Annotated in this window: 16 protein-coding genes and 2 riboswitches; of the genes, 14 read left to right on the top strand and 2 right to left on the bottom strand. The window is 66.7% G+C overall.

Translation table 11 applies throughout. The features are described 5' to 3' along the window. The first annotated feature begins 1 nt into the window (after window position 1). Both I6F33_RS20145 and cobJ read left to right on the top strand, forming a co-directional pair. A complete protein-coding gene (locus I6F33_RS20145; protein ID WP_225111821.1) occupies window positions 2-733 on the top strand; it encodes a precorrin-2 C(20)-methyltransferase in 732 nt (243 codons plus the stop codon). Next, a complete protein-coding gene (cobJ, locus tag I6F33_RS20140; protein WP_036005370.1) occupies window positions 730-1,464 on the top strand; it encodes a precorrin-3B C(17)-methyltransferase in 735 nt (244 codons plus the stop codon). The genes I6F33_RS20145 and cobJ overlap by 4 nt, the downstream gene beginning before the upstream one ends. Here cobJ and I6F33_RS20135 read toward each other — a convergent pair. Next, a complete protein-coding gene (locus tag I6F33_RS20135; protein WP_225143914.1) occupies window positions 1,440-2,186 on the bottom strand; it encodes a cobalt-precorrin-6A reductase in 747 nt (248 codons plus the stop codon). The genes cobJ and I6F33_RS20135 overlap by 25 nt on opposite strands. On the opposite strand from I6F33_RS20135, the gene cbiE reads away from it, so the two are divergent. The 8 genes from cbiE (at window position 2,185) to cobT (ending at window position 9,380) form a co-directional block, all read left to right on the top strand. Then, the gene (gene cbiE, locus I6F33_RS20130; RefSeq protein WP_225143912.1) at window positions 2,185-3,366 is read left to right on the top strand and encodes a precorrin-6y C5,15-methyltransferase (decarboxylating) subunit CbiE; all 1,182 of its coding nucleotides are present in this window, start codon (window positions 2,185-2,187) and stop codon (window positions 3,364-3,366) included. The two genes, I6F33_RS20135 and cbiE, sit on opposite strands and share 2 nt — an antisense overlap. Then, on the top strand, window positions 3,363-3,731 hold the full coding sequence (locus I6F33_RS20125; protein WP_225143910.1) for a cobalamin biosynthesis protein: 369 nt from the start codon (window positions 3,363-3,365) through the stop codon (window positions 3,729-3,731). Before cbiE ends, I6F33_RS20125 begins: the two co-directional genes overlap by 4 nt. Further along, window positions 3,728-4,510 carry a precorrin-4 C(11)-methyltransferase gene (cobM, locus tag I6F33_RS20120; protein WP_036005348.1) on the top strand — a complete coding sequence of 261 codons (783 nt, stop codon included), beginning with the start codon at window positions 3,728-3,730 and terminating at the stop codon, window positions 4,508-4,510. The genes I6F33_RS20125 and cobM overlap by 4 nt, the downstream gene beginning before the upstream one ends. Further along, window positions 4,510-5,820 carry a cobyrinate a,c-diamide synthase gene (locus I6F33_RS20115; protein ID WP_225143908.1) on the top strand — a complete coding sequence of 437 codons (1,311 nt, stop codon included), beginning with the start codon at window positions 4,510-4,512 and terminating at the stop codon, window positions 5,818-5,820. Before cobM ends, I6F33_RS20115 begins: the two co-directional genes overlap by 1 nt. Further along, window positions 5,817-6,548, top strand: a complete 732-nt coding sequence (cobA, locus tag I6F33_RS20110; RefSeq protein WP_036005341.1) for a uroporphyrinogen-III C-methyltransferase — start codon at window positions 5,817-5,819, stop codon at window positions 6,546-6,548. The genes I6F33_RS20115 and cobA overlap by 4 nt, the downstream gene beginning before the upstream one ends. A gap of 45 nt (window positions 6,549-6,593) precedes the next feature. Continuing rightward, a riboswitch (cobalamin riboswitch) is annotated at window positions 6,594-6,813 on the top strand. 36 nt (window positions 6,814-6,849) lie between these two features. Continuing rightward, on the top strand, window positions 6,850-7,527 hold the full coding sequence (locus I6F33_RS20105; RefSeq protein WP_036023541.1) for an energy-coupling factor ABC transporter permease: 678 nt from the start codon (window positions 6,850-6,852) through the stop codon (window positions 7,525-7,527). 45 nt (window positions 7,528-7,572) lie between these two features. Continuing rightward, window positions 7,573-8,322 (top strand): precorrin-6A synthase (deacetylating), encoded by a 750-nt coding sequence (cobF, locus tag I6F33_RS20100; protein WP_225141387.1) that lies wholly within the window; start codon window positions 7,573-7,575, stop codon window positions 8,320-8,322. Window positions 8,323-8,327: 5 nt separating this feature from the next. Next, entirely contained in the window at window positions 8,328-9,380 is a 1,053-nt protein-coding gene (gene cobT, locus I6F33_RS20095; RefSeq protein WP_225143905.1) for a nicotinate-nucleotide--dimethylbenzimidazole phosphoribosyltransferase, read from the top strand. A gap of 6 nt (window positions 9,381-9,386) precedes the next feature. On the opposite strand, the gene I6F33_RS20090 is transcribed toward cobT, so the two are convergent. Then, entirely contained in the window at window positions 9,387-9,959 is a 573-nt protein-coding gene (locus tag I6F33_RS20090; RefSeq protein ID WP_225143903.1) for a histidine phosphatase family protein, read from the bottom strand. 72 nt (window positions 9,960-10,031) lie between these two features. Then, window positions 10,032-10,234, top strand: a riboswitch (cobalamin riboswitch). 112 nt (window positions 10,235-10,346) lie between these two features. Between I6F33_RS20090 and I6F33_RS20085 the strand changes: the two genes are divergently transcribed. The 4 genes from I6F33_RS20085 (at window position 10,347) to I6F33_RS20070 (ending at window position 18,203) form a co-directional block, all read left to right on the top strand. Further along, complete coding sequence (locus I6F33_RS20085; protein WP_225143901.1) at window positions 10,347-12,704, top strand: TonB-dependent receptor; 2,358 nt, start codon at window positions 10,347-10,349, stop codon at window positions 12,702-12,704. Window positions 12,705-12,716: 12 nt separating this feature from the next. Further along, on the top strand, window positions 12,717-14,153 hold the full coding sequence (locus tag I6F33_RS20080; RefSeq protein ID WP_225143900.1) for a PepSY domain-containing protein: 1,437 nt from the start codon (window positions 12,717-12,719) through the stop codon (window positions 14,151-14,153). Window positions 14,154-14,616: 463 nt separating this feature from the next. Then, window positions 14,617-16,626 (top strand): hydantoinase/oxoprolinase family protein, encoded by a 2,010-nt coding sequence (locus tag I6F33_RS20075; protein ID WP_225143898.1) that lies wholly within the window; start codon window positions 14,617-14,619, stop codon window positions 16,624-16,626. After that, window positions 16,623-18,203, top strand: a complete 1,581-nt coding sequence (locus I6F33_RS20070; protein WP_225143896.1) for a hydantoinase B/oxoprolinase family protein — start codon at window positions 16,623-16,625, stop codon at window positions 18,201-18,203. Before I6F33_RS20075 ends, I6F33_RS20070 begins: the two co-directional genes overlap by 4 nt. Window position 18,204 lies beyond the last annotated feature (1 nt).

Genomic DNA, 18,204 nt, shown 5'->3' with positions numbered 1-18,204 from the left:
CATGGGACGCATCATCTGCTGCGGTCTCGGCCCCGGCGATCCTGATCTGATGAGCGTGCGTGCCGATCGTACGGTGCGGGGAGCTAGCCACGTCGCCTATTTTCGCAAGAAGGGCAGGCCCGGTCAGGCGCGCCGCATCGTCGATGGCATGCTGGCTGCGGGCGTTACCGAATATCCAATGGAATATCCTGTTACGACGGAGATCGCTTTCGACAGCCCCGAATATGTCCAGCTGCTCGCCGGCTTCTACGACGAATGGGCCGAGCGCCTGGCGCGGCTTTCGCGCGCCGTCGACGTCGTCGTGCTCTGCGAGGGCGATCCTTACTTTTACGGATCGTTCATGCATCTGCACACGCGCCTGCAAGGCCGCGTCGAGATCGAGGTGATCGCCGGCATCCCCGGCATGGTCGGCTGCTGGAACGGCGTCGGGCAGCCGATCGCGCTCGGCGACGACGTGACGACGGTGCTGATGGGGACGCTCCCCGAGGCCGAGCTCGAACGGCGCATGCGCGATTCCGATGCACTGGTCGTCATGAAGACCGGCCGCAACCTGGCAAAGGTGCGCCGCGCGCTCAGCTCCGCCGGGCGACTCGCCGATGCCTGGCTGGTTGAGCGTGGCACCATGCCAGGCGAGCGCGTGGTGCGGCTCGCCGAGATCGATGCGGCCGACTGTCCCTATTTCGCGATCGTGCTCGTGCACGGCAAGGGCCGGCATCTGGATGCCGCCGAATGACAGGCACACTGACCATCGCGGGCCTCGGGCCGGGCAGCGACGCGCTGGTGACGCCGGAAGTTTCCGCCGCGCTTGCGACGGCGACCGACATTCTGGGCTATGCGCCCTATGTCGCGCGCGTGCCGCCGCGGCCTGGGCTCACTCTGCATCCATCCGACAATCGCGAAGAGCTGCAACGCGCGAGCGAAGCCCTGCGGCTTGCCGCCGAAGGCGGTCAGGTCGTCGTCGTCTCTTCTGGCGATCCCGGCGTGTTCGCGATGGCATCCGCCGTGTTCGAGGCGCTCGAGCAGGCGCCGGAATTTCGTGAACTTTCGATCCGTGTGCTGCCCGGCGTCACCGCGATGCTGGCGGCCGCCGCGCGTGCCGGCGCGCCGCTCGGCCATGATTTCTGCGCGATCAACCTCTCCGACAATCTCAAGCCGTGGGCAGTGATCGAGAAACGCCTGCGCCTCGCGGCGGAAGCCGATTTTGCCATCGCGATGTACAACCCGCGCTCGGCCAGCCGCCCGGAAGGATTCGGCCGTGCGCTTGCGCTGCTTCGCGAAGCCGGCTGCGGCGAGCGTCTCATGATCTTCGCGCGCGCGATCAGCGCGGCTGATGAAAAGATCGAGATCGTGACGCTGAACCAGGCGACGCCCGAGATGGCCGACATGCGCACGCTTGTCATCGTCGGCAATTCGCAGACGCGCCGCATCGGCCGCTGGGTCTATGCGCCGAGGCGCGCAGAATGACCGAGCCATTGCATCACGTCAGTGACACTCTCGACCCTTTGGCGCTCGGGCAGCTCTGGTCGCGAGATCATGATTACGGGAAGGCCGAGCATGCGCGCCGCGTCGATCTTGGCGCGCGCGCCGTCGCCGCCGGAATTGCGGGCGACGATCCAGGCGATGCCGCGCGTGTGCAGCATCTCCAACTCGCCGTCGAGGGTGAAGGGGCCACGCGATACGATCACATCGGCCGCGAAGGGCAGCGACGCTTCGGGCGGATCGACGAAACGCAGCGTGTAGGCATGTTGCGGCTTGGCCGCGAACGGCGCGATGTGCTGACGGCCGATGGCGAGGAACACGTTTGCCGGGGCGTCGGGCAGCGCGGAGACGGCAGCATTGACATCCGCCACCTCGATCCAGTTGTCGGTGGACGCCTTGATCCAGGGCGCGCGCTCCAGCGCAAGCAACGGCGTGCCCGTCTCGGTGCAAGCCGCAACGGCGTTGCGGCTCATTTCCGCGGCGAAGGGATGCGTTGCATCGATCACATGCGTGATGCCTTCGGCGCGGATGTAATCCGCAAGTCCGCTCACGCCGCCGTAACCGCCGATGCGGGTCGGCAGCGGCTGACCGGCCGGGACGCGCGTGCGGCCCCCATAGGAATAGACGGCGTCGATGCCGGCGCGCGCGATCTCCGCTGCGAGCAGGCTCGCATCGGCCGTTCCGCCCAGAATGAGGGCGCGAATCATGAATGAGCCCTGGCTGTCCATCATCGGTATCGGCGAAGATGGCCTTGCCGGGCTGTCGGAGGCAAGCCGAAAGGCGCTTGCCAGGGCCGAAACCGTGTTCGGCGGCGAGCGTCATCTTGCGCTTGCCGACATTGGCAGCCGCGGTCGTCCATGGCCGGTGCCGTTCGATGCGAATGTTGTGCTGAGCTGCCGCGGTCGGCCGACAGTGGTGCTCGCCTCCGGCGATCCGTTCTGGCATGGCGCCGGCGCGAGCCTCGCCGAGAAGCTCGGCAGCGGTGAGTGGATCGCGCACCCCGCGCCGTCGACCTTTTCGCTCGCCGCCGCGCGGCTGGGCTGGCGTCTGGAGTCCACCATTTGCCTCGCCCTGCACGCTGCCCCGTTCGAACGTCTGGTTCCTTATCTTGCGCACGGTGCGCGCATCATTTGCCTGGTACGCGATGGCAAGGCCGGCAGCGATCTTGCGAAATGGCTGACGGAACGCGGCTGGGGCTCCTCGACATTCTGGACTCTCGCCGCGCTCGGTGGGCCGCGCGAAAGTGTCCAGGAGTATCACGCCAGGGATTGTTCTGGTGATCTCACTGGAAACCCAGTGGCAGTAGCCGTGGAGGCGAGGGGCGAACATGGCATTGCTCGCAGCTCGGGCTTGCCGGACGACCTCTTCGTTCACGACGGCCAGATCACCAAGCGGCCGGTGCGCGCGCTTGCGCTCTCGGCGCTGGCGCCGCGTGCCGGCGAGCGGCTGTGGGATATCGGCGCTGGTTCAGGCTCGATCTCCGTGGAGTGGGCGCTGTGTGGTGGGAGGGCAAGTGCAGTCGAAGCGCGCGAGGATCGCGCCGCGAACATCCGCAAGAATGCAGCCGCATTCGGTCTGGCGCATCGGATCACAGTCGTCACGGGCAGGGCACCGGAAGCTCTTGCCGGGTTGGAAGCGCCGGATGCCGTCTTCATTGGCGGTGGTCTCGACGAAGTGTTATTTGATGCGATCTGGACGCGGCTTTCGCCTGGAGCACGGCTCGTCGCACATTCGGTCACGCTGGAGACGGAAGCGCTGCTCGGCGAGCTGCATCAGCGTCACGGCGGCGAACTGATGCGGGCCGAAATTTCGCATGCCGCCCCGCTCGGCCGCTATCGGTCTTGGGAGGCAGCACGCCCCGTGGTGCAGTGGAGTGTGGTTCGATGAAGGTCGCCGGACTCGGCTTCAAGCGCGATGTGACGCTGGCTTCGCTGCGCGAAGCGCTGCTCGCTGCCGGCGGTACGGAAGGGCTTGCGGCGATGGCAACCGTCAGCGACAAGGCCGATACCGAGGCGCTGAAGCAGCTCGCACGCGAATGCGGCGTGCCGATCAGGGCCGTTCCGGCCGCGACACTGGCCGGCATCGACACGCCCACGCAATCGAAGCTCGTCGCGGAGAAATTTGGCACCGGATCTGTAGCCGAGGCTGCTGCGCTCGCGGTCGCCGGTCCGCGCGCGCGGTTGATTGCAGCACGGGTTGTCTCGCAGGATCGCACCGCGACCGCCGCGATTGCCGAAGGAGACGGCCCATGACGGTGCATTTCATCGGTGCCGGGCCGGGCGCACCCGATCTGCTGACGTTGCGCGGCCGCGATCTGATCGCGGCCAGTCCGGTTTGTCTCTATGCCGGCTCGCTGGTGCCGGAGGGCGTGCTGGCGCATTGCCCGCCCGGCGCACGTATCGTCAACACCGCGCCAATGTCGCTCGACCAGATCATCGCCGAGATCGCAGGCGCGCATGCGGCAGGCCTGGATGTCGCGCGGCTGCATTCCGGCGATCTCTCAATCTGGTCGGCGATGGGCGAGCAGCTCCGCCGTTTGCGGGCGCTCGGGATTCCCTACTCGGTGACACCCGGCGTTCCCTCGTTCTCGGCTGCCGCGGCCGCGCTGGAGGCTGAGCTGACGCTGCCCGGTCTTGCTCAGACGGTCGTGCTGACGCGCACGCCGGGCCGTGCCAGCGCGATGCCCGAGGGCGAGAAGCTCGCCGCGTTCGCTGCGACCGGCGCGGTGCTCGCGATCCACCTGTCGATCCATCTGCTCGACCAGGTCGTCGCCGAGCTGACGCCGCATTACGGCGCGGATTGCCCGGTCGCGATCGTCTGGCGCGCGAGCTGGCCGGAGCAGCGCATCGTGCGTGCGACGCTCGCAACGCTCGATGCGTTCGTGGGTGGCGAGATGGAGCGCACGGCGCTGATCCTGGTCGGCAAGACGCTTGGCGCTGCCGATTTTGACGAGAGCCGTCTCTATGCCGCCGATTACGACCGCCGATACCGGCCGGTCGGTGCCGAGCCGCGCTTTCCGGAGGCGTCGTGATGCCGGCGAGCCTCGTCATCTCCGCGCCGGCCTCCGGCGTCGGCAAGACCACGCTGACGCTGGCGCTCGCCCGCGCCTGGCGCAAGCGCGGCCTGAACGTGCAGTGCTTCAAGAGCGGCCCCGACTATATCGATCCCGCCTTCCACGCCGCAGCCACGGGACGCGCCTCGGTCAACGTCGACAGCTGGGCGATGGATCGCGGCACCATCGCGCATCTCGTCAGCCGTGGCGGCAATGCAGATGTCGTTCTCGCCGAGGGATCGATGGGCCTGTTCGACGGTGTCGCCGCGCGCGGTGTCTCCGGCACCGGAGCGACCGCTGATATCGCGGAGATGCTGGGCTGGCCAGTGGTTCTGGTGATCGATCCCTCCGGCCAGGCGCAGACTGCGGCAGCGATCGCCGCCGGCCTTCGCGATTACCGCGCCGGCGTGCGCCTTGGCGGCGTCGTGCTCAATCGCGTCGCCAGCCCCCGCCATGAGGATCTGGTGCGGCGCGCGCTGAACGAGGCCGGCATCAAAGTGTTCGGCGCGCTGCCGCGCCATGCCGAGATCAGCCTGCCGAAGCGGCATCTCGGTCTCGTGCAGGCCGAGGAGCAGGCCGAGATCGGCAAGCTGATCGACGAGGCCGCGCGCTTTGTCGCCGAGCACGTCGATCTCGATGCGGTGCTCCACTCGGCAGGCCAATGGTCGCCGCAAGCTGCGGCGAACGGATTGAACGTGACGCCGCCCGGCCAGCGCATCGCGCTGGCGCGCGATGCGGCGTTCTCCTTCGTCTATCCGCATATGCTGGAAGCTTGGCGCGCCGCGGGCGCCGAGATCGTGCCGTTCTCGCCGCTGGCCGATGAAGCGCCCGATGCGAGCGCCAACGTGTGTTGGCTGCCCGGCGGCTATCCCGAGCTGCATGCGGGAAAGATCGCGGGCAATGCGCGCTTTCGCAGCGGCTTGCGCGCTTTCGCCGAGACGCGGCCCGTGCATGGCGAATGCGGAGGCTATATGGTGCTGGGCGCAGGCCTGACCGACGCCGACGGTATCCGCCATGAGATGGCGGGGCTGCTTGGCCTCGAGACAAGCTTTGCCAAGCGGCGCATGCACCTCGGTTATCGTCTTGCCGAACTCGCCGCACCGATGCCGGGACATCAGCCTGGCGCGCGCCTGCGCGGCCACGAGTTCCACTATTCGACCATCCTCGCCCAGCCCGATACGCCGCTCGCGGTCGTGCACGATGCCACCGGCGCGGTCATTGCCGAAACCGGCTCGCGCCGTGGCCATGCCACCGGCACGTTCTTCCATCTGATCGCGGAGGACCGGTGAGCGGTTTTGTCTCTTTCGTTTCCGCCGGTCCGGGCGATCCCGAGCTCCTCACGGTGAAGGGCGCCACGCGGCTGCGCGAGGCCGACGTCGTGCTTTATGACGATCTTGCCTCCGGCGCGATCCTCGATCTCGCACGGCCCGGCGCCAATCTCGTCGCGGTGGGAAAGCGGGCCGGGCGTCCTTCGACCAAGCAGCACCACGTCAACCGTCTCCTGGTCGACTATGCCGCAACCGGCGCGCGCGTGGTGCGGCTCAAGTCCGGCGATGCCGGCATTTTCGGCCGGCTGGAGGAGGAGATCGAGACGCTGCGCGAGGCCGGCATCGGCTACGAGATCGTTCCCGGCGTCACCTCCGCCTGTGTCGCCGCCGCCCAGGCCGGCATTCCCCTGACCCGCCGGTATACCTCCCGCCGGGTGCAGTTCATCACCGGCGCTGACGTCACGGGCGAGCTGCCGCCCAATCTGAATTGGGCGGCACTGGCCGACCCCGAGGCCACGACCGTGGTCTATATGGGCCGGCGCACCTTTCCGGCGCTTGCCGCAAAATTGATCGCGCACGGCCTCGCTCCCAGCACTCCGGCGCTGTTCGCCGAATCTCTCGGGCGTCCCGACGAACGGCTGGTCCGCACCACGATTGCCGAGCTCGCCGAGCAGCTTGGGCGCGGCGGCGCCGCTTCCACTGCGGCCGTCATCCTGTTCGGCGCGCTGGCGGGAGAATATCCGGCATGACGGCTCCGGCAGCGGTTCGCCCCTTGACGCCCGCGATACGAAAGGGGCACACAAGAGCGGCATGGTGCTCGACGCGGCGCAAAGCGCCGGAGCATAATCGGGAATGGGGATGGGCGGACCCAGTTGCGGCGCCCAAAACCCCAGCCGCCCCCGCGACTGTAAGCGGTGAGGGCCTCCGAACCGCCACTGGACCGCAAGGTCCGGGAAGGCCGGAGAACCCAGTGAACCGCGAGCCAGGAGACCGGCCGTGCACGTATTGAGGCCAAGGCCGTCGGGTGTGACGGCGGAAAGGAATTGAGCCATGCATATCGAACCCGGGATCGTGACGGGCGCCAAGCTCGTGTTGAGTTACGCAACCGGCATCGCCGCAGGCGGCGTTGCCTTGAAGCTCGCGGTCGAGACCGTGCGCGAGCAGGGCGCCGGCTCGTTCGCGGCGCGGACACTGGCCACCACCGCTCTCGTCTTCGTCTTCTTCGAGATCCTGCCGCACTTTCCGGTTGGGGTATCAGAGGTGCACTTCATCCTCGGCTCGACCTTGTTCCTGCTCTTTGGTGCTGCGCCCGCCGCCTTCGGCCTTGCATTTGGCCTGCTGCTTCAGGGCATGCTGCTGGAGCCAGTCGATCTGCCGCAATACGGCATGAACGTCACCACGCTTCTGGTGCCGCTGTTCGCGATCCAGGCGATCGCCAAGCGGATCATTGCCCGCAACACCGCCTATGTCGATTTGAAGTACGGTCAGGCGCTGGCGCTTTCGACGACCTACCAGGCCGGCGTGATCGCATGGGTGGCGTTCTGGGCGCTCTATGGCTCCGGCTTTGCGATGAGCAATCTCGCCAGCGTCGGGACGTTCGCTGCCGCTTATGCGCTGGTGATCGTGATCGAACCGCTCGCCGATCTCGCGGTGCTGGCGCTGGCGAAGTCGCTGCGCGGCGTCACCGCGCCCGGCCTCGTCACCCCGCGCCTGCACAACGCGGCGTAAGAGATCAGCGATGGGCGGCCGGTGTGGCCGCCCATCGCGCTCGCGATGCTAACGCTCTCTCTGATCGGCATCGGTTGCGGCGATCCCGCGCAGCTCACGCGCGCCGCCGTTGACGCCATCAACGCCGCCGATCTCATCCTGATCCCGCGCAAGGGGACTGCGAAATCCGATCTCGCCGATCTCAGGCGAACGATCTGCGCCGGTGTGCTCACCAACAAAACGACGCGCATCGCCGAATTCGATCTTCCCGTGCGCGATGCGACCGAGGCGGACTACCGCAAGGGCGTCGACGATTGGCACGATGCGGTGGCCGCGATTTGGTCGCAGACGATCGCTGGGCATCTCGAAGATGAGGGCAAGGTCGCGCTGCTGATCTGGGGCGATCCTTCGCTCTATGATTCTTCGCTGCGCATTGCGCGGCGGCTCGACCCATTGCCGACAATCGAGGTCGTGCCTGGGATCACCTCGATCCAGGCGCTGTGCGCGGCGCATGCGCTGCCGCTCAACGACATCGGCGAGCCGTTTCTGGTCACGACGGGGCGGCGCTTGCGCGAAGGCGGCTGGCCGCAGGGCGTCGATACCGTCGTCGTGATGCTCGATGGCGGCACGGCGTTCCAATCGCTGGATCCAGAAGGCCTGCAGATCTGGTGGGGTGCCTATCTCGGCATGCCCGATCAGATCATCATGTCCGGCGCGCTGGCTGAACTGGGCGCGCGCATTGCCGCCGTGCGGCAGGACGCACGCGAGCGGCACGGCTGGATCATGGACAGCTACATCATCAAACGCAGGCGTTGAGCAGCATGCTTCCCGAATGGGTTACCCAGAACTGCCCCGAGGTCTCCGCTGTTCATCGCGAGGCGGCCATTGCGCGGCAGGCGCAACTGACGAAGCCGACCGGCGCGCTCGGCCGGCTCGAGCAGCTCGCAATCGAGCTTGCGGGCCTGCAGGCCACCGAGCAACCGCGCGCCGCGCGGGTGCCGATCATCATCTTCGCCGGCGACCACGGCATCGTCGCGCAGGGCGTGTCGGCCTATCCGCAAGCCGTCACCATCGCGATGATGGCGAATTTTGCTGCCGGTGGCGCCGCGATCTCGGTGCTGGCGCGCGAGCTGGGTTCGAGCCTCGAGGTGGTCGACGCCGGCACGCTGGCCGAGGCGCAGATCGCGGGAATCGTCACCGACAAGCCGCGCAGCGGCACCCGCGATTTCAGTGTCGAGGCTGCGCTCACGCCCACGGAATTGGCCTTCGCCTTCGAGGCCGGGCAGCGCGCGGTGGTGCGCGCCGAGGCCGGCCGGCCTGATCTCTTGATCTTCGGCGAGATGGGGATCGGCAACACCACGACCTCAGCTGCGATTGCTGCGAGCCTGCTCGGTGTGAGTGCCGACGAGATCGCGGGCAGCGGCACCGGCGTCGATGCGTTGGGCCGCGCGCACAAGGTGCGGGTGATCGATGCGGCGATCGCGCATCACGGCGTTGCGGGGGCGTCACCCGAAAAAATCCTGTGCGCTGTAGGCGGCCTCGAGATCGCGGCGATCTCGGGGGCGATCGTTGCGGCTGCGCAACGCCGCATTCCCGTGTTGCTCGACGGCTTCATCGTCTCGGTGGCGGCGCTGGCAGCAGTGCGCCTCAACCCGTCCTGCCAGCCGTTCCTGTTGCCCTCGCATCAATCGGCGGAGCAGGGACATCGGCTGGTGTTGCGCGCGCTGAACGTGCAGCCGCTGATCAGCCTCGATCTCAGGCTCGGCGAAGGATCGGGGGCCGCGATCGCGCTGCCGCTGGTCCGCTCGGCCTGCGCGCTTCACAATGGCATGGCGACGTTCGCGCAGGCCAATGTGCCGGATCGGTCGTCTTGATGCGGCTCAAGCCACGCGCTGGTTGACCGACACGACGCGCCAATCGCCCGCCAGCCGGTCGATCCGAGTCAGCGACAGCGGATCGACGACGAAGCGCAGCGCGGCTTCCGGTGTGAGATCGAGCGCGATGCAGAGCGCGGCCCGAATGGTGCCGGAATGGACGACTAGTGCCGCGGGGCCTGCGCCAATCTGCGACAGGCCGAGGCGGACGCGGGCGACCTGATCCGCAAAGCTTTCGCCGTTCGGCGGCCGTCCGTGCGCGGGATCGCGCCAGACCTGCGCGTAGGCCTCGCCGCCGGTCCCGGCGAGCTCGTCATGCCGATGGCCGGTCCAATCGCCGAAATCCTGCTCTCCGAATTCGCTGACCAGCTCCGGTTCGAGTCCCAGGGCGCGCGCCGTCTCGACCGTGCGCCGCGATGGGCTGGCATAGCCGGCGACATCCGCGGGCAAGAGGCGCCTCAGGGCCGCCAATGCAGCGTGATCGCCGAGGTCGGCCCGCGCATCGGCCGCATGGATCGTCCCGGGCACGCCCGCGACGGCCGCATGCCTGATCAACCAGAGGAAGGTCTCGCCTTCCATGCTCATCTCCAAGGAAGTTGGTTGCTGTGGCCCCAACGCCGCAACTGGCACATTGACTCTGTCTTGGTGGTAATCCTAGATGCTCACGACGGTTTTCCCGAGAGGGAATGAAAAGGGAATGCGGTGCGGGGAAAATGTCCCCAATGCCGCGGCTGCCCCCGCAACTGTAAGCGGTGAATCCTTCGTCACGAGCCACTGGGTCCTCGGTCCCGGGAAGGCGACGAAGCGGTCACGACCCGCGAGCCAGGAGACCTGCCGTCAGCCGTGGTCACACGCGAAGATGTCGGTCGGGGAGTACAGACATTCGGCTTCATCGGACGGCTAAGGCCGAAGGTGAAACCTCGTTCGCTGTGACGTGCCACTGACGTCATACCGAGGTTTTCACCTGTGTCTTCCATCCGTATCGCACGACCGCGCCGCGTCCTGCTGGTTTCCGCCGCGTTCACGTCCTTTGCCGCTCTTGGTCCGCCTGCCGCTCTGGCGCAGCAGGCCCGAGAGCCGCTGCCGCCCATCGAGGTGTCGCCCGCCCAGGCCCGCAAGCCGGCCAAACCGGCAGCAGGAACGGCGCAGAGCGCGCGCCGCGCGGCAGCGCGCAGGCCGGCGGCTGTATCCGCAGCGCCAAGACCCGTCACGCCGGATTCGACGCCGCAAACGCCGCTCAACTCCAACGCCGTTGCCGAAAGCGCCTCGCGGCTCGGCCTGACGGTGCGGCAGACGCCCGCGACCGTCGAAGTTGTCTCCGCCGAAACCATGCGCGAGCAGGGCTATCGCACCGTGTCCGAGGTGGCGCAGGGCGCCGCCGGCGTCACCTCCGGCGACAACCCCGCCGAACCTTCCGCCTTCTCGATGCGCGGCTTCACCAACAGCCAGATCAACACGCTCTACAACGGCATCAAGATCGGTCCGCAGAACATGACCTCGCGGATCGTGGATACCGCCAATCTGGAGGCGGTGGAATTCCTCAAGGGCCCGGCCTCGCTGATCTCGGGCGAGGGCGCCGCGGGCGGTGTCATCAACTTCGTCACCAAGCAGCCCCACACCGGAGCTGTCCGCAACGAGGCCGATTTCTCCTGGGACTCGCTGAATTCGTTCCGTGCCCATTACGGCTCCGGCGGCAGCACCAATGTGCAGGGCCTGGACTATCGCTTCGACATCAGCCGTTCCGCCCTCAACGGCTTTGCCGATGACACCAATGTCAAGACGTTCGGCACGTCCGGCCAGCTCAACTACCGTGTTTCCGACAGCCTCAGGATCTGGGGTGCGGTCGAATATCGCGAAGACCGCTCGAAGGCCTATTGGGGCGCGCCGCTGGTGCCGATCACCTTCAGCGGCTCGCATGCGACGACGGGGATCGTCTCCGGCAATTACGTCTCGAATTACAACGGAACCAATCTCGGTGCCGTCACCATCGACGACCGCACCTTCAACACCAATTACAACGTTCTCGATAACCGCAACGTGGCGCAGGAAGTGTGGCTGCGTGGCGGCTTCGAGCTGAAGCTCGCGCCTGACCTCACGCTGAAAAGTCAGGCCTATGGCTATGGCGCGGAACGGACCTGGTTCAATAACGAGATCGAGGCGTTCAATTCCACCACGAACCTGGTCGATCGCGAGCGTTTCTATGTCGCCCACAGTCAGCGACTGGTCGGCAACATCACCGACCTGATCTGGGACACAAATATTGCGGGCTTCGACAATCGGCTCGTGACGACGCTGTCGTCGAGCTATCTCGATTTCGTCAGGCCCGGCGCGGCAAACTTTCCCGGCGATTCCGTCTCGCTGGTCGACCCCAACCGCGGCTTCTACGGCCTGCTCACGACACAGCAGCAGACCGCGCGCATCGACAACGAGGCGCTGTCATTCGAGGACAGGCTCAAGCTGACGCGCAGCTTCGCGCTGATCGGCGGCCTCCGCGTCGAGCATATCGGGCTCGACCGCAATTCGACCGACCAGAACGGGATCGTGAAGGCGGGCTTTCCATTCACGAAAGACTGGGCACCGGTCACGGGGCGCATCGGCTACACCTGGGAGGCCGTTCCCGGCCTCACCTTCTTCAGCCAATACGCCACCGGCGCCGACGTCGCAGCCAACAACATCTTCCTGCTCTCGCCCACCCAGCCGCTCGATCTGACCACCGCGCGCACCTATGAGACCGGTGTCAAGCACCTGTTCTGGGACAATCGGGCGGAGTGGTCGTTCTCGGCCTATGACATCCTGCGCAAGAACGTCTATGCGGCCGCCGGCGGCATGCAACTCAACATCGCCGGACGACAGGAGTCGAAAGGCGTCGAGCTTGCCGCCTCGATACGCCCGATCGAGCCGCTGCGGCTGTGGGGCAACATCGCCTATGTCGATGCGCGCTATGCCGACTACAATTTTGCCGGCGGCTCGTTCTCCGGCAACACGCCGCCAAACGTGCCGCGTATCGTCGCCAATGCCGGCGCGTCGTATCGCTTCTTCACACCATGGCCGGTGGAGCTTGGCATCACCGGCCGTCATGTCGGCGACCGCTACAACACCGACGCCAACGTCGTGACGATGAAGGCTTACACCGTGGCCGACGTCTACGCCTTCGTCGACATCCCCAAGACGGCGTTCAATGCGGTCGACCAGGCCCGCCTGACCTTCCGTGTCCGCAACATCACTGATAAGCGCTACGCGATCTGGGGCGATCCGTTCTATCCGGACCAGATCCTCCTGGGCGCGCCGCGCACCTATGAAATATCGGCCGCGTTCAAATGGTGAGGCCCTGAGCGCATGATGGGCGCGATCGTCCTCACGCATCGCTGGCTCGGCATCGCGTTCTGCCTGCTGTTCGCGATGTGGTTCGCGAGCGGGATCGTCATGCACTTCGTCCCGTTTCCGTCGCTGACGGAAGCGGAGCGATTTGCCGGACTTGTGCCGGTCGATCGCGACGGGACGAGGATCTCGGTCGCGGACGCCGTTGCGGCGAGCGGGATTGCCGATGCCACGCGTGTTCGGCTGATCCAGCGGAGCGATGGACCGGTCTACGTCGTCTCGGGCTCCGCAGGTTCGCGAGCGGTTCGCGCCTCCGATGGAGGAGACGCGTCGGTGACATCAGCCGATGTCGCGCTCACCATCGTGCAAGCTTATTCACGTCAGCGCGGGCTCGACGCGCCGCGCGCCGCGATCGTCGCGCGGTCGGACTACGATCAATGGAGCGTGCCGAACGGTTTTGATCGGCATCGCCCCTTGTCTCGCGCCGCTCTCGGCGATGCCCCTGGAACGGAGGTCTACGTTTCGTCGCTGACCGGCGAAGTCGTCCTGGATACGACGCGCAGCGAGCGCGCGTGGAACTGGGCCGGCAGCGTGCTGCACTGGATCTATCCGACAATTCTGCGCAGCAGCTGGGCGCTGTGGGATGGCGTGGTCTGGACGCTGTCGCTGCTGGCCCTAATCGCGGCATTGCTTGGTGCGGTGCTCGGAATCGTGCGTGTGAAGATATGGGGACGCCAGCTCTCGTCGCCCTATCGTGGCTGGCACGCCCTGCATCACATCATCGGTCTCGTCGCGACCGTGTTCGTGCTGAGCTGGATCTTCAGCGGCTGGCTGTCGATGGATCACGGCCGCCTGTTCTCGCGCGGGCAACTGACTCCGACAGAGGCCGGCGTGGTCGATGCCGCCCCGGATTGGCGAGACGCGTCGTCGCTCGATCCGCAGCCAATATCGCCGTTGGCCCGCGAGGTCGAATGGTTCGCCTTCAACGGCCATGTCTATCGGCGCGACCGGGTTGGTCTCGGCCGTCAGGCGTTGATCAGGGCAGGGGACGCGCCGCGCGATGGACCGGCGTCATACCTGGATAGGCAGGACATCGGCGACCTGATGGCGCGCCTTGGCACCGGCTGTGCCGCACCGTTCCTGCTCGCCGGCAACGACGACTATCCGGCGCAATCCGCACTTCCGGGGGGCCCCGTCTACCGGACGACCTGCGGCGATCTCTGGTTCGATGTCGATGCTGCCGATGGCAAGCTGCTGCAAAGACTGGACCGGTCGCGCCGCGCCTATCGCTGGCTTTACAGTGCGCTGCACACGCTTGATTTCCCGATTCTGCTGGCTCATGCGCGGCTGCGTGACGCTCTCATTGTCGGGCTCTGTACGCTCGGGCTGATGTTCTCCATCACAGGCATCGTCATCGGCTGGCGGCGCTTGCGAGCACGGCTGGCGAGCGCATAGCCAGTCGCGAAATCTCCGTACCCGGCGCGACCCGTTCGGCGCGCCGGGTTATCCACCAGCGGCCGGTGATGTCCTCGCTTACCGACCGTACAATAAAGAGAGGCTGAGCCGACCTGCGTGCATAGCTCTTGGTCAGTGCTGTCTCCCGCACCGCCGACCGATCGCCTGCAAAGTAGACAAACGGCCTTGTGCGATCCGATTGCAGTGCAACGGGCGCTTCTATTTGCCTCGAAGAATCCAAGGGTGCGCTGCACATTTTGACTTCGCGGCCTTCTGCTCTCTGCGCGAGCAGCGCTGCACGGAAACGTGCAGCCGATGCTGCGCCGCGCAAGGCCGGTGGCTTGCTAGCGCTTTGGTTTGCGACAACTCTGACCCTATCCCGCGGCCATCGCTCTGTCGCACGCTCGCACGTGATGGCATGACAGGGAATGATGATGAACGTCACGCGTAGCTGATTGTGCAGATGAGCGATCCCGGCAATCATTGGGAGGTCGGCACCGATATCGGTGGCACCTTCACCGACATCATCGCGATCCGGCGCGATTCCGCGGAAGCGCGAATTGCGAAGGTGCCGTCGCGCCCCGACGCACCGGTGCAAGCGATGCTGGAGGCGATCGAGGCGGTCGGCCTGCGCAAGAGCGAGGTGAAGCGCTTCGTCCACGGCACCACGCGCGTGACCAACGCGATCGTCGAGAACCGGCTGCCGAAGGTGGCGCTGGTCGCGACCGAAGGCTTTGCCGACGTGCTCGAGATCGCGCGCTATCGCCGCCGAGACCTCTACCGGCTCGACATTCCGCCGAAATCGCCGCCTCTGGTGCCGCCTGAACGCTGCTTTGGGCTCGCCGAGCGCCTCGATCATGAGGGGCGGGTGCTGAAGGCGCTCGAGGAAGCGGAGGTCGAACGCCTGGTGGCGTGGCTGAAGGGGACCGGCGTGCAGAGCGTCGCAGTCGCGCTCCTTCACGCTTATGCCAATCCGGTGCATGAAAAGATGCTGGGCGAGCGGCTCAAGGATGTGGTCGCTCACGTCTCGCTCTCACACGAGGTCAACCCCGAGGCGCGCGAATATGAGCGAACCTCGGCGACCGTGTTCAACGCCGCCGCGATGCCGATCGCGGTGGAATATCTCAGCGAGCTGGAACAGCGGCTGCCGATCGGGCCCGGCCTGCAGGTGTTTCACTCCGCCGGCGCCATGGTGCCGATTTCGGCGGTGAAGCAGCGTCCGCTGGTGATGGCGATGTCGGGCCCGGCGGCCGGCGTCTCGGCGTCGGTCAGCATTGCGCGCCAGCTCGGCTGCGCGCGGATGCTGACCTTCGACATGGGCGGCACCACGACGGATGTGTGCCTGATCGTCGACGGCCAGGCCGAGATGACCGACGGCCGCATGCTCGGCGACAAGCCGCTGCGCCAGCCGATGCTCGCGGTGCACTCGATCGGTGCCGGCGGTGGATCGATCGTGCGCAACGGTCCCGGCGGGCTGACGGTCGGGCCGGAGAGCGCCGGTTCCGAGCCGGGCCCGGCCTGCTATGGCCGTGGCGGCACGGAGCCGACCATCACCGATGCCAATGCGGTGCTCGGCTATCTCAATCCTGAGACCAAGCTTGGCGACCGTATCGGCATCGACATCGCGGCCGCAAAGCGCGTCATCGCGCCGATTGCCCGCGCGCTCGGGCTGAGCCTGACGGAGACGGCGCTCGGCATCATCAAGGTCGCGAACGCGACCATGGCCCGCGCGCTCCGCCGCGTCACGGTCGAGCGCGGCATCGACGGGCGCGATTGCACGCTGCTGGCCTTCGGCGGCGGCGGCCCGATGCATGCCGCGGGCCTTGCCGATCTCTACGGCATTGCGGAGGTGGTCGTGCCCAGTGCCTCGAGCGCATTCTCGGCGCTGGGCTGCCTCACCGCCGATTTCAGCTTCCTGCAGCAGCAGACCCTTCGCGCCGCCCTCGACGGCATCGATCTCGCCCGCGCCTCGGAACGGATCGAGGCCCTGATTGCCGATGCCTCGGCGCCGCTTCTCGCCAACAATGTTGCGAAGGCCGAGATCCAGGTCGAGCCGGTGGCCTTGATGCGCTACGCGGCGCAGAACGACGCCATTCCGGTATCCTTCACGCTGCCGCTCGACGTCGCCAGGCTGAAGCAGGACTTCCTGACGCGGCATCATGAGCTGTTCGGCTATGCGACCGGCGAGCCCTGCGTCATCGAATCGGTGCGGGTGCAGGCGCGTCGCCCGTCGACGACAATTGTCAGCCGGCCGGCGACTGCGGCGAGGGCAGTGTCTATGAGCACGCGCACCTGCTCGTTCGACGGCTTCCACGATATCGCAACCGAGATCGTCGACCGCGCCTCGCTCACCGAGACCATCAATGGTCCCGCCATCATCGAAGACGCCTGGTCGACAGTGGTGGTGCCGCCGGGCTGGCAGGCAAAGCCCGATACATCAGGCAATTTGTTCCTGACGCGGAGGGCGGCATGAAGCTCGATCCGTTCGTCGTCGAGGTCATCAGGCACGGGCTCTCCGCCGCGGCCGAGGAGATGAGCCTCGTCATGACGCGCTCGGCGCGCTCGCCGCTCTTGCGCGAGGCGGGCGACCTCTCGTCGGCGATCACCGACGGCCACGGCGGCCTGGTCGGGCAGGGCCGCGACATTCCGATTCATCTCGGCGCGATGGCCTACACCATCCCCGAACTCTTGAAGGTGATGCCGCGCGATGGCCTGAACGACGGCGACGTCGTCATCTACAATGTCGGCGCGCTCGGCGGCAATCATCTCAACGACGTCAAGGTCGTGCGTCCCGTCTTCTTCGACGGCGAGATCGTCGCCTTTGCAGTCAGCCTCGCGCATTGGCCAGACATCGGCGGCACCTGGCCTGGCAGCTATTTCGCCAAGGCGGTCGATACGTTCCAGGAGGCGATGCGGATTCCGCCGGTGCTGATCGCAACCGCAGCCGGCCTCAACGCGCCGATCGTGCAGCTGCTCAAGGCCAATGTCCGCGATGCCGAATCCTGCGAGGGCGACCTTCTTGCCCAGATCGCGGCGACCAAGGCCGGCGAGAAGCGCATCGTCGAGCTCTGCCGCGAGCATGGCAAAGCGGTCTTCATGGCGGCGCAGTCGCGCCTGCACGACCTCTCCGAAATCGAGATGCGGGAAGCGCTGCGCGATCTGCCGGATGGCATCTATGAGGGCGAGGATTATCTCGACGACGGCAGCGCGAACAACGCGCCGGCGCGCATCCATGTCAAGATCACCATCCGCGGTGACGAAGCGACCTTCGACCTTTCCGGAAGTTGCGACCGCGTCTCCAATTTCTGCAACACGACGCCATTCATGGCGCGCTCGGCGGTCGCCTATGCCGCGCGCATCATGAGTGGGCGCGACATGCAGCAGAATGCCGGCGCGCTGCGGCCGCTGACCATCATCACGCGCCCGGGCTCGATCCTCGAGCCCGGCTGGACCGCCTCCGTTGCCGCCGGCAATCACGAGACCTCCATGCGCATCGTCGATGCGATTTTCCGTGCCATGCAGGACACCATTCCCGAGCGCCTGTCCGCGGGCGGTGCGACCACCGCGGGTGTGCTGTTCTTCGCCGAGCCGCGGCCGAACGGGTCGTGGAAGATGCTCTATGAAGTCCATGGCGGTGGCGAAGGCGCGCGGCACGATCGGGCCGGCACGTCCGCGACCCGCGTGCATCTGTCCAACACCTCGAACACGCCGGTCGAGGTGATCGAGGCGAATTACGCGATCCGGCTCGAGCAGCAGGCCATCCGCCGGAATTCCGGCGGCGCGGGCGCGCATCGCGGCGGTGACGGCTCGGTCCGCACCTACCGCATCCTGGCGCCCTCGATGCACCTGACCACCTGCGTCGAACGCATGGTGATGGCGCCGTGGGGCATGCAGGGCGGCTCTCCCGGCAAGGCCTGCCGCATCTCGCTGGTCCGGCAGGGCGCCAACGTCGCCATCGACGGCAAGTCGAACCTGGTGTTGCAGCAAGGTGATCTCGTCACGATCGAGATGTGCGGTGGCGGTGGCTACGGCGCCGTTCCGGCGGAGTGAG

It is taken from the genome of Bradyrhizobium sp. BRP20 (assembly GCF_020194215.1).
Classification (GTDB): domain Bacteria; phylum Pseudomonadota; class Alphaproteobacteria; order Rhizobiales; family Xanthobacteraceae; genus Bradyrhizobium; species Bradyrhizobium yuanmingense.
Note: the sequence above shows the minus strand (reverse complement) of the source record. Positions and strands in the feature narration are given on the sequence as shown.